At 68.1% G+C, this 11,659-nt stretch carries 6 protein-coding genes and 1 tRNA gene; 3 read left to right on the top strand and 4 right to left on the bottom strand.

The annotated features are described in order from the left end of the window. Positions 1–378 precede the first annotated feature (378 nt). Positions 379–1,191 carry a hypothetical protein gene (locus tag ACT6Y9_RS04320; RefSeq protein WP_443743620.1) on the top strand — a complete coding sequence of 271 codons (813 nt, stop codon included), beginning with the start codon at positions 379–381 and terminating at the stop codon, positions 1,189–1,191. A 662-nt stretch (positions 1,192–1,853) separates the two neighbouring features. On the opposite strand, the gene ACT6Y9_RS04315 is transcribed toward ACT6Y9_RS04320, so the two are convergent. After that, a complete protein-coding gene (locus ACT6Y9_RS04315) occupies positions 1,854–2,906 on the bottom strand; it encodes a quinone-dependent dihydroorotate dehydrogenase (protein ID WP_295481086.1) in 1,053 nt (350 codons plus the stop codon). A 128-nt stretch (positions 2,907–3,034) separates the two neighbouring features. Continuing rightward, positions 3,035–3,286 carry a hypothetical protein gene (locus ACT6Y9_RS04310; RefSeq protein ID WP_443743619.1) on the bottom strand — a complete coding sequence of 84 codons (252 nt, stop codon included), beginning with the start codon at positions 3,284–3,286 and terminating at the stop codon, positions 3,035–3,037. Between the two features lie 145 nt (positions 3,287–3,431). Between ACT6Y9_RS04310 and ACT6Y9_RS04305 the strand changes: the two genes are divergently transcribed. Continuing rightward, positions 3,432–3,508 (top strand) — tRNA-Met (locus ACT6Y9_RS04305). Between the two features lie 341 nt (positions 3,509–3,849). Further along, entirely contained in the window at positions 3,850–5,862 is a 2,013-nt protein-coding gene (locus ACT6Y9_RS04300; RefSeq protein WP_443743618.1) for a (Fe-S)-binding protein, read from the top strand. A 113-nt stretch (positions 5,863–5,975) separates the two neighbouring features. On the opposite strand, the gene ACT6Y9_RS04295 is transcribed toward ACT6Y9_RS04300, so the two are convergent. Then, positions 5,976–7,076, bottom strand: coding sequence for a D-alanyl-D-alanine carboxypeptidase family protein (locus ACT6Y9_RS04295; protein ID WP_443743617.1), 1,101 nt, complete (start codon positions 7,074–7,076; stop codon positions 5,976–5,978). 209 nt (positions 7,077–7,285) lie between these two features. Beyond that, positions 7,286–11,017: an ATP-dependent RNA helicase HrpA gene (gene hrpA / locus ACT6Y9_RS04290; protein WP_443743621.1), complete on the bottom strand. Its 3,732-nt coding sequence runs from the start codon at positions 11,015–11,017 to the stop codon at positions 7,286–7,288. Positions 11,018–11,659: the final 642 nt, after the last annotated feature.

The raw sequence follows: 11,659 nt of genomic DNA, 5'->3' as shown, positions 1-11,659 counted from the left end.
CAGCGAAGGATCGAAATCTTATAGAAGTCTTTCCTTCTTGTCAAGAGCGATTTGAGGAATTTTTGATTCGTTCGCGTCGTTCCGGACTTGTTTGCTGCTTCGTTCGGAAGCAGGACGCGAATTATGTCTAGGCTCGGCGGTTTTGTCAAGGGGGCGGCGAAAAAATCCTTCGTTGCGTCGCATCACGCTCCCTCAGGCGGACTACTCAGACGGAGGCATGCGCCGTCTCCCGTGTCCTTCATAGAATGTGGCGCCATGAGAGGGAGAGGTCGTTCTCTCCTCCTGCGCGCGGGCCTCAACACTTCTGAGCGCTCCTCCACGATAGCGGACGCACTGTTCCGCCGGTCCCCCTCCGTCGAAACACAAAGGAACCACACCATGCACATACGACGCGGTCAACTTCTGCCGCGCTCGCTTCTCCTGCTCCGTGCGGTGAAGCGCGCCATCGGCCTCTGCGTCGTATTCGCCGTCCTGCTCGGCATCATCGCCTCGCTCGACGCCCTGATGGGTCAGATCCGTACTCCCCGGGACGCGCTCTCCGTTTTCTCCGGCGGCAGCACGACCATTTCCGGGACGCTGTCCTCGGAAGGCAGCGCCTCGAGTGTGGTGTTGCGCTTTGCGCAGCCCGCCGAGGGAGTGCGCGTGGACTCCATCCGCTACAGCCGTTCGGTCCTTTCGAAGGACGTCCACTGGACGGCGGAGCTTTTCGCCGCTCCCGAAACGACTCCCGGCGTCTACAGCATCACCGCGGAGTCAAAGGGGGCTCCACAGCATCTCGCCGACCACTGGCACCTCACCGTCTTCGGCTCTGTCGAAGAGCTCCAGGCGCAGAGCCCCTTCCTCTTTGAGCGCGCCTTCGGCGCAGACCCGCTCGTCATCGCGATCCGCGCCCTCATCCTCGCCGTCGTGAGCGGCGTTCTCTATCTCGCCGCCTTCCTCATCGGCTCGCACCGCCTCGCCCGCGAAGGGTACTTCCGCGTCTACTTCACGCGTCCCGAGGGCGACGACACGATGCTCTACTGCATCGACTCCGAGCGGATCCTCTCCGAAGAGCGCCCCTATCCGGTGCTCTCCGCAGCAGGACAGTTGATCGGGCTTGCCAACGTATCGGGCCGCGGTGCGCGGCACTGCGTCCTGAAGCTCTCCGCCGCGCAGGCGCGCGCGGGCTGCCTCATCGCCGTCGCTCCCTAAAGGGGTGACCTCCCTCAGGCGTCAGTCCGGCGCCCGAGCCCTCACCACTCGATAGCGGACCGCTCCGCGCTCGTCGCGCGCGGACTCGAAGAGCACCGGCTTCATCGGCCGCGGCGCTCCTCCGCCGGCGGGAATCGGGATCCCAAGATCCTCCGGCGCCGGACCGCGCCAGTCGCGCGCCAAGCGTGACGTGCGCCCGGAAGGGCTTCGCATCGTAGGCGACGCCCAAACGGTCGAGCAGCTCCCGCACGCGCCCGGCGAGGCGTCCGAGCTCGGTCCCGCTCCACGAGTCCCGCCCAGAGAGTGCCGCGCCCGAAGCGCCCGATCTGCGCGAGGCCGAGGTTCAGGCCAACGGGCTCGAGTCCCTCGGGCGCCGCGGCGATGCGGCGCGCCTCTCCCGGCGTCACTTCGCCCACGAAGGCGTGGCGCCACGTGCAGATTTTCAACGCGGCTCCAACGGCCTTCGCGCGAGGGAGTCCCGCCGCAGGGTTTCCAGCACCGCGTCGAGCGTGCGCAAGTGCGCCGCAGGCAGCAGAAGACCGACGAATACGCGCATGGTTCTTCTCTCCGGATGTGAAAGAGGCGCCTCACGGAAGACCGCGGGCGCCTCTCTTGGGGGTTGTCGGATTCGGGAGGGCGCTCAAGCGGCGCCCCGGAACCGGTCACATCCCGTGCTGCTTGCGCCAGGCGGCGACCGCCTCGACGCTGTCGGCGACGGCCTTCGGGCCGTTGTAGATGAAGCCCGTGAAGAGCTGCACGAGCTTCGCGCCCGCCTCCATCTTTTCGACGGCGTCCGCGCCCGTCATCACGCCGCCCGAGGCGATGATCGGAATGGCGCCCTTGACGTGCTCGGCGACGAGACGCACGACCGCGGTGGAACGCTCGCGCAACGGCGCACCCGAGAGGCCGCCCGTCTCTTCGGCGTGCAGGAGCCCCTCGACGCCCTTGCGGGAGATCGTCGTGTTCGTGCAGATCACGCCGTCGATGCCCTTTTCAATGAGGGTATCCACGCAACGCAGAATGTCGTCGTTCTCGAGGTCCGGAGCGAGCTTGACCGCGATCGGCACGTGCTTGCCGTTGCGCGCGGCCTTGAGCTCCTCGCGCTTGGCGACGATGCCGCCCACGAGGTGGTCGAGTTCGCCCGCACCCTGGAGCTGACGGAGGTTCTTCGTGTTGGGCGAGGAGATATTGATCGCGATGTAGTCCGCGGCGTCGTAGACCTTGTCGAGGCACTTCTCGTAGTCCGAGAGCGCATTCTCAATCGGCGTGACGGCGTTCTTGCCGATGTTGATGCCGAGGATGCCGCCGCGCAGACGGAAGGCGTCCGCGGAACGCAGGTTCTGCAGCACCTTGTCCACGCCTTCGTTGTTGAAGCCCATGCGGTTGATGACGCCGCCCGCGGGAATCAGACGGAAGAGGCGGGGCTTGGGGTTGCCCGGCTGCGCGAGCGGGGTGATCGTGCCGATTTCGACGTGGCCGAAGCCGAGTCCGCCGAAGGCGGAGACGCGCTCGCCGTCCTTGTCCATGCCGGCCGCAAGGCCGATCGTGTTCGGGAAGCGCAGACCCATCACCTCGATGGGATCGTCGTCGGGCATGTGCGTCACCAGCTTCGTGACGCCCAGCTGCACCGCCCAGTCAAGGTTCGCCATGATGATGTGATGAGCCGTCTCGGGGTTCATCGAGAAGAGAATGCGCCGGGCAATGGAGTAGAGCATGACTTGTGGTGACAGTGAGAAATTCTTTGGGTCCGCCGCGCGCCTCCCCGCTTCTAATCCGAAAGGAGCACGCCCGGCTGAAATCGTCTAATTATAGAGAGGTGGTTTTCACTCTGCAGATGCTTCCTTCAGGCCTTGGGCGCCGGATCATGGCGCTTCGCACAGAGGTCAAGCCGACGCCGGAGCGCCGCGGGAGCGTCCGTCATCTTCACGACCGGCATCCGGCCGCCGGCATCGAGCCGCCCCGCGTCGATGTAGCGCAGCGCGAGGATGCGCAGCGTCTCCTCCGGAGCCATTCCCGCCGCCCGCGTCTTCGCCTCGAAGGCCGCCCACTGCGCTTCGGTGAGGTGCGTGCTGAGCACGACCGTTCCTTCAGCCATCCTAAGTTCCCTCTCAAATATATGAAGTTTCTGGAATTATACAGAATCCCTTCGTTCGAAGGAAAAAATCTTTTTCAAACCCTTGACAACTTCGAATCTTCACTGCATAATTCAGTTCTCTGCTTCTGATGCAGACCGGATTCACCGCGGGGTGGAGCAGTCCGGTAGCTCGTCGGGCTCATAACCCGAAGGTCGGAGGTTCAAATCCTTCCCCCGCAACCAAACAGCAAGTCCCGAATCGCCGCGGCGGTTCGGGACTTTTTGTTTTTCCAATCTTGGGGCCCTTTGCCGCGGCGCGCCCAAGACCCCTGGAGCCGCGCTTCAGTGGTGCGTACCATGGGTTTGCAGCGAAGTTGGCCCAGCCTCATGCGCACGATCCCAAGGCTTGCGCAAAGGAATCGCCCCACCCTGCATCTTCGCTCATCCCCTCCGGAAGGATGAGCCGCCCTCCCTCCCTCATTGGAGGGCGGCAGCGGCATTAGGCACAAGGCGCTCCAACTCCGTTATGCTCGGGGCCGGCCGTTCGGCCGTCCATCGAAGAAACAGAAGAATTCTCAAAAAGAATGACCGTCCCCCTGACTGCGGACCTCCCCATCCGCCCCGCCTTCTGGAACGTCCCGCTCTGGGGCGAAGTCGGCGTCTACCTTCTCGCCATCGTCGCCGTCGGGCTCTGCGCCTGGGGCGTCGTCCTGAACGTGCGTCGCTGGCGGCGCGGCAGGGACGAGCACCTGTCCGCCGATCCCGCCAGGAAGGAGCGCCTCGTCTCCGAAGCGCTCCTTCAGTCGCGCATCCGCGAGACGAAGGCCGGGCGCATGCACGCGATCCTCGTCTTCGGCTTCTTTCTCCTCTTTCTCGGCACGGCCGCGGCGACGCTTGACTGGGACGTCGGGCACTACGTCTTCGGCGAACAGTTCCTCAAGGGCGGCGTCTACCTCGCCTACAAGCTTATCCTCGACGTCGCCGGCGTCGCCGTTCTCGCCGCGCTCGGCTTCGGCGCATGGCGCCGCTGGTTCACGGATTCGGACCTCCCGCGCGACCGACGCTTCGTCTGCGCCTATGCGTCGCTCGCCTTCATCGTCCTCACGGGCTACGTGATCGAGGGCCTGCGGCTTGCCGTGCAGCAGCCCGCCTGGATCGACTTTTCGCCCGTGGGCGCTCTCATCGCCCGGGCGCTTCTCGCCTGCGGCGCGACGGCCCCCGCGCTCGAATCGGCCCACGTCCTCCTCTGGGTGGTCCACGGCCTCGCCGCGCTCGTCTTCATCGCGGCCGCCCCGCTCACCTTCTACGCCCACGCCTACCGCACGCCCACCGGCATCGCCGTGAGGAAGGCCGCCCCCGACGGCGTGCTCTCCAAGATCGACAACATCGAGGAGCAGGAGACCTTCGGGCTCTCCAAAATTGACCAGCTCAAGTGGACCGACCGCGCGGCGCTCGACGCCTGCGTCGAGTGCGGCCGCTGCAACGACGTCTGTCCGGCCGTGCGCGCCGGCACGCCTCTGAAGCCCCGCACGATCGTGATGAAGCTGCGCGAACGGGTGCGCACCGGCGAAGAGGACGGCCGTTCGCTCGTGGGCGACGTCGTCACGCACGAGGAGCTCTTCTCCTGCACGACCTGCGGCGCGTGCGCGCGCGCCTGCCCGGCGGAGATCCAGACCCCGGACCTCATCGTCGAGATGCGCCGCCACCTCGCGCTCGAAGCGGGCGAATTCCCCGAAGGGGCTGCGGCGGCCTTGGAGAACACCGCTTCGGTCGGGAACCCCTGGGGGCTTGATCCCTACGAGCGCATGGACTGGGCGAAGGACCTCGACGTGCCCGTCGCCGAAGAAGGCGTCCAGTACGACGTGCTCTACTGGGTCGGTTGCGCGGCGAGCTACGACCGCCGCGCCCGCCGCATCGCCCGCGCGATGGTGAGGATCCTGCGCGCCGCGGGCGTCAACTTCGCCGTGCTCGCCGAAGAGCGCTGCCACGCGGAGTTCGCGCGCCGCCTCGGCGAGGAGTACCTCTTCCAGACGGCCGCGCAGGAGAACATCGAGAACCTCTCGCGCTACACGTTCGGACGGATCCTCGCCGCGTGCCCGCACTGCTTCAACACGCTCGGCCAAGAATACGCGGCCTTCGAGGGCGGCGGCTTCGCGGTCGTGGACCACACGACCTTCATCCGGGAGCTCCTCGACCAAGGCCGCCTCACGCTCCCCGAAGGAGCGCGGAGCGCCGTGACGACGGTTCTCCACGACCCGTGCTACCTCGCGCGGCAGAACCACGTGACGGCCGCGCCCCGGGCGGTGCTCGCCGCGGCGGGTGCCGCTCCCCTCTCGCCCGCAGAGTCGGGCGAAAAGACCTTCTGCTGCGGCGCCGGGGGCGGACAGATGTGGACCGAACAGAAGCTGGGCGAAAAGCGCATCAACGTGATTCGCCTCGAGCAGCTGCGCGCCACGGGCGCCGGGCGCATCGCCACGGCCTGCCCGCACTGCCTCACGATGCTCGAGAGCGCCCGCGCCACGGCCGGCCGGGACGCCGAGTCGATCGTGCTCGAGGACGTCGCCGAAATCGTCGCGCAGGCGCTCCCCGAGGCCTGAAGGTGAAGCCCTCCCGAACGCCCCCCTCCGGGGGCGTCCGGTGGAAATTGAAAAGCCCGTTCTTCCGGCAGAGGGAGGAACGGGCTTTTTCGTTCGGGGTGGGCTTGGAGGCGTCAGAAGATCTCGTAGGGGACAGTCTCTTCAAAGCCGCGGCGGAACTCCGCCTCGCCTTCGACGTAGGCGCGCATCGTGCGCATGTCGTTCGCGCGCTGCGCGTTGTTGGGGCTGTCGAGCACCACCATCACGAGGCGGCGCTCGCCCACGTCGCTCTGCACGACCATGCAGCGACCCGCTGCGGTGGTGAAGCCCGTCTTCTGGATGCCGATGCGCCAGGAGGGGTCGCCGATCAGGCGGTTCGTGGTCGAGAGGTTCACGCGGCGCTTGCCCGCGGTGATGGTCGCGAAGGGCTGCGTCGAGGCGCTGCGGATCTCCTGGTGCTCGTAGACGGCCGCGACGAGCCTGCTCAAGTCGCGGGCGGTGGAGTGGTTGCCGTTGTCGAGCCCCGTCGGATCGGTGAAGGCCGAGTCGCTCATGCCGAGCGCCCGGGCGCGCTCGTTCATCCGGGCGACGAGCGCGCGCTTGCCGCCCGGATAGGTGCGCGCCAAAGCATGAGCCGCGCGGTTGTCGCTCGACATGAGCGCGGCCTGCAGGAGCGCGCCGCGCGTGACGCGCATGCCGCTCCTCAGCTTCGAGCTCGCCGTCGAGCGCACGTAGTCCTCGCGCGTGACGCGCAGCTTCTCGTTGAGCGGCAGTTCGCTCTCGGCGATCACGAGCGCCGTCATCAGCTTCGTCACCGAAGCGATGGGCAGCGGCACGTCGGCGTTTTTGACCACCAGCTCCTCGCCCGTGTCCTGATCGACTGCATAGGCGACGGAGCTGCCGAGCATCAGCGGATCCTCGGTCTTTCTCAGGCCCGCGAGGGTCGCCTGCGAGGGCGACATGCCCGCGCGGCGCTGCTTCACGCGGCGCACGGGCTTCTTCTGCAACGACGTCTTCACGGCGCGCGCCTTCTGCGGCGTCTTCGCCGCGGCGCGCTTCGCCGAGGCCTTCGCCGTCGAGGTCTTCTTCACCGCCGTCTTCACGGCCTTCTTCGCCTGCACGGTTTTGGCGGGCGGCGTCTGCGCCGCAAGGACGGGAGCGGCGCCCCCAAGTGCGAACTGCATCGCCGCGGCTGCGGCGAGCGTGAAGACGAATTTACGGACGGGAGGAAGCATTTCGGGCGCAGCGGAGGACGCAGGGGACGGGCGCATCCGGATCGGGGACGCACCATCCCTTCGGATGAGGGCGTGAATCCCTTGATTGTCCTCCGCGGGTTCGGAGCGGCACAAGGGCGTTTACCCCTTCTGCAACAAAATGAAAAGAATTCCGTTTTGTGTCTGCGCCCGTCCGCCCGCCGGCCGGGGACGAACGGGCGCGGGAGGACTCAAAGCCGCGCGATCGACTGCCAGATGCGCTCGAGGCGCTTCACGCTCACGGGCATCGGGGTGCGCAGCTGCTGCGCGAAGAGCGACACGCGCAGCTCCTCGAGCATCCAGCGGAAGTCCTCGAGGTGGGCGTCCGTCTGTCCGCGGCGGGCGGCCACGGCGCGCAGCCACGGCGTCGAGAGCCGTTCGATCTCGGCCTGGCGCGAAGCATCGCGCGCCGGATCGTCGCCGTAGTGCTCAAGCCGGTGGAGGACCGCCTTCAGGTAGCGCGGATAGTGCATGAGCTGCGTGAGGGGCGCCGAGAGGAGGAAGTGCGCGGGGAAGAGGCGCGTGAGCTGCGCGGTGACGTCCTCCACGAGCGCCTTCTCGCCCGAGAGGCGCTTGAGCTTCAGGGGAATCGCCGCCGCCGTGGTGGCGATGTCGGTGAGGAGGCGCGAAACTTCGCCCGCAACGAGCGAGAGCCGCCCGCGGACGTCTTCGCGGCGGGCGCGGAAGGAGACCTCATCCGTGGGCAGGGGCTCGACCAAGGCGGTCGCCTCGAGCACGCAGTCCACGACGTCGCTCTCGAGCGCCTCGAAGTTCTCGAAGTTCTGCGAGAGCCCGGGCACGACCGAGGCCTGCATCTGCACGCGGCCGAGGTCCCGGAGGCTGCGCTCGACGAAGCGCACCTGCTCCTTGAGCGTCAGCCGGAAGAGCTTCCTCAGGCCCTTCCGGTGCGCCTTCTCGGCTTCGAGCGGATCGTCGAAGACTTCGATCGCGCAGGCGTCGCCCTCGTCGACGAGGGCGGGGTGGCCGATCAGCGTTTCGCCCCGGCGCTGGATCTCCATGAGTTCGGGGAGCTCCCCGAAGGTCCAGTCGGTGATTTGGTCGGCGAGGTCCTTCGCCACGGCGGCGTCGGCTTGGGCGACGCTGCGGAAGGTCTCCTGCGCGGCCTCGCCCAATTCGGCGCGCAGCTCGGCGAGGTTGCGCCCCATCGCGAGCTGCCGGCCGTGTTCGTCGACCACCTTGAAGTTGAGGATGAGGTGCGCGGGGAGCTGCTCGGTCTTGAAGTCCCCGGGCGTGCAGGGAACGCCCGTCTCCGAGCGCACGTCGTCGGCGAGCACCTCGAGGAAGCCCTTCTTCTGCGGCGCGCCGCCGCCCGTGCGGGTGAGGAACCCGGCGGCGAAGTCGGGGAGCGGCACGCAGTTGCGGCGGATCTTCTGCGGAAGGCTCTTGAGCAGCGCCTGCGCCTTCTCCTTCACCATCCCGGGCACAAGCCACTCGCAGCGCACCGGGTCGATCTGATTGAGCGCGAAGAGCGGCACCGTCATCGTCACGCCGTCACGGGGGCTGCCCGGTTCAAACTGATAGGTGAGCGCCATCTCGACCCCGGCCATCTCGAGCGCCTTGGGGTACCACTGCGCGGTGGCGCCCGCAGCGTCGTGGCGCATGAGCTCCTCGCGGGTCATCTGGAGGACCTTCGGGTCGCTCTTCGAGGCGTCCTTCAACCACGATTCGAGCGTTTTGAGGGAGAGCACGTCCGCGGGGAGCCTTTCGTCGTAGTAGGCGAAGATCAGCTCGTCGTCCACGAGGACGTCGGGCCGGCGCGTCTTGTGCTCCATCTCCTCGATGTCGCGCACGAGCTGCTGGTTGTGCTGGTAGAACGGGAGCCGCGCGTCAAGCTCCCCTGCAACCAAGGCTTCGCGGATGAAGATCTCGCGCGCGAGCTTGGGGTCGTGGGGCGCGAAGGCGACGCGCCGCTGCTGGTAGATCGTGAGCCCGTAGAGGGTTCCGCGCTCCATCGCGACCACTTCGCCGCGGCGTTTCTCCCAGTGCGGCTCGCTCCAGGCGCGGCGGATCAGGGGACCCGCGGCCGCCTCGATCCACTCGGGCTCGATGTCGGCGACGCAGCGCGCGTAGAGCTTCGAGGTTTCGATGATCTGCCCGGCGAGAATCCAGCGGCCCGACTTCTTCGCGCGCACCGAGCCCGGCCAGATCCAGAACTTGATGCCGCGCGCGCCCGCATAGGGCGGTGCGCGGAAGTCCGACTCGACGGTCTTGGAGCCGATGCCGCCCAAGAGGCCCGTCAGGAGCGCGCGGTGCACCTCCTCGTAGGTCGCGGGCGTGGTGTTCATGCGCCAGCCGAGGTCCACGACCAACGCACGCAGCTGCGCCTCGACTTCGCGCCATTCGCGCAGCCGCCTCGGCGAAAGGAAGCGGCGCTTGAGCTCGAGGTCGAACTTGCGATTGCTCTCCTTCTCCGAGCGGGCCTTCTCGACCCAGTCCCAGAGCTTCACGTAGGTGAGGAAGTCGGAGCGCTCGTCGGCGAGCTTCTTGTGCGCTTCGTCGGCCGCCTGCTGCTGGTCGGCCGGCCGCTCGCGCGGATCCTGCACCGAGAGCCCCGAGCAGATGACGAGGAGCTCGCGGAGCGCGTTCTTCTCGGACCCAGCGAGGAGCATGCGCCCGAGCTTCGGGTCCACGGGCAGGCGCGAGAGCTCTCGGCCCACTTCGGTGAGCGCGTTCTTCTCGTCGATCGCCCCCAACTCCTGCAGGATCGCGTAGCCGTCGGCGAAAGCCTTCGGGGGCGGCGCCTGCACGAAGGGGAATTCGCGGATGTCGCCCAGGTGGAGCGCCATCGCGCGCAGGATCACCGCGGCGAGGTTGGAGCGCATGATCTCGGGGTCGGTGAAGGCCGGCCGCCGGTTGAAGTCGTTCTCGTCGTAGAGACGGATGCAGACGCCTTCGGCGACGCGCCCGCACCGGCCCGCGCGCTGGTTGGCCGAGGCCTGGCTGATGGGTTCGACGAGGAGCTGCTCGACCTTGGAGCGGTAGGAGTAGCGCTTCACGCGCGCGAGGCCCGTGTCCACCACGTAGCGGATGCCGGGCACGGTCACCGAGGTTTCGGCGACGTTCGTCGCGAGGATGATGCGCCGCAGGCCGCCCGAAGGCTTGAAGACGCGGTCCTGTTCGGCAGCGGAGAGGCGCGCAAAGAGGGGCAGGATGTCGGCGCGCCCGACGCGAGTCTTCCTCAGGCGGTCCGCGGCGTCGCGGATCTCGCGCTCGCCCGGCAGAAAGACGAGGACGTCGCCGCGGCCGACGGTTTCGAGTTCGCAGACCGCGTCGTCGATCGCGGTGAGCCACCGGTCGTCGTCCTCTTCGTCGAGGTCCTCGACCGGGCGCCAGCGGATCTCGACGGGGTACGTGCGCCCGGAGATCGTGAGGACGGGCGCGGGGCGGCCGTCAACGGCGAAGTGCTCGGCGAAGCGCTCCGCGTCGATCGTCGCCGAAGTGACGATCACCTTGAGGTCGGGGCGGCGCGGCAGCAGACGCTTCAAGTACCCGAGCAGAAAGTCGATGTTGATCGAGCGCTCGTGCGCCTCGTCGATGATGATCGTGTCGTAGGCCTTGAGGAGCGGGTCGCCCTGGGTTTCGGCGAGCAGAATGCCGTCCGTCATGAGCTTGATGGTCGCGCCCGGAGCCGTGTGGTCCGTGAAGCGCACCTTGAAGCCCACGACGTCGCCGGGCTCGGTCTTCAGCTCCTCGGCGATGCGCCGCGCGATCGAGCTCGCGGCGATGCGCCGCGGCTGCGTGTGGCCGATGCGGCCCGTCGTGCCGCGCCCGGCCATGAGGCAGATCTTCGGGAGCTGCGTGGTCTTGCCCGAACCCGTCTCGCCGCAGACGATCACGACCTGATTTTCCCGGATTGCCTTGATGATCTCGGGGGCGCGCTCGGAGACCGGGAGTCCCGGCATGAGTTCGAAGGGCGGAATCGGCGTGCGGCGCTCGGCAAACGTGAGCCGCTCGCGGCGTTCGCGCTCCGGACGATCGCCCCGGGGGCGGTCCTGGGGCGGGTTGCGGCGCGCGTCGGGACGCGAGCCGCGGGCGTTCCGGCCGCTCCGGTCGTTCCGGTCGTTCTTCTCGCCCCGGCCGTCGCTGCGGGGCGCCGTCGCCGCCCGGTTGACCACCGGTGCGTCATCGTCCGTCTCCTCACGCACGACCGTCGTTTCGCCGCGGCGGCTGCCGAGCCCGCGGCGGGTGAGGTCGGCGAGGTCCGCGGCGGACGCGGGCCGGCCGCCCGACCGATTCGTCGGGTTCGTCTGATTCGGGCGCCCGGAGCGCTTCGTCCGGACTCCCGGATTCGCCTGACCGGCCGAAGCCGCGCGCGCGCCGGCGCGGCCCGCCGCATCCTTCGCGCGGGACTTCTCCTCTTCGCGCGTCGCCTCGCGGAAGACCGCGCCCGACGCCTCGGCCGCGCTCGCCAGGGCCGAACCGAAGGCGCCCTTGGGCGAGAGCGTGCGGCGGGGAGCCGTCTGCGGGGTCTGAATTGTCTGCGGCGGCTCAGGCGCCGCCCGGCCCGCGGCAGGCGCGGAGAGCGTCGCAGGACGGCGCGCCGC

The organism is Sutterella sp. (assembly GCF_052272535.1).
Taxonomy (GTDB): domain Bacteria; phylum Pseudomonadota; class Gammaproteobacteria; order Burkholderiales; family Burkholderiaceae_F; genus Sutterella.
The sequence above is the reverse complement of the archived record's forward strand: the minus strand, read 5'-3'. Positions and strand labels throughout refer to the sequence as shown.

Excerpts from the sequence above, each read along its gene's own strand:
- ACT6Y9_RS04320 (WP_443743620.1), top strand. The coding sequence starts at position 379 with ATGCACATACGACGCGGTCAACTTCTGCCGCGCTCGCTTCTCCTGCTC.
- ACT6Y9_RS04315 (WP_295481086.1), bottom strand. The coding sequence starts at position 2,906 with ATGCTCTACTCCATTGCCCGGCGCATTCTCTTCTCGATGAACCCCGAG.
- ACT6Y9_RS04310 (WP_443743619.1), bottom strand. The coding sequence starts at position 3,286 with ATGGCTGAAGGAACGGTCGTGCTCAGCACGCACCTCACCGAAGCGCAG.
- ACT6Y9_RS04300 (WP_443743618.1), top strand. The coding sequence starts at position 3,850 with ATGACCGTCCCCCTGACTGCGGACCTCCCCATCCGCCCCGCCTTCTGG.
- ACT6Y9_RS04295 (WP_443743617.1), bottom strand. The coding sequence starts at position 7,076 with ATGCTTCCTCCCGTCCGTAAATTCGTCTTCACGCTCGCCGCAGCCGCG.
- hrpA (WP_443743621.1), bottom strand. The coding sequence starts at position 11,017 with ATGCCGGGACTCCCGGTCTCCGAGCGCGCCCCCGAGATCATCAAGGCA.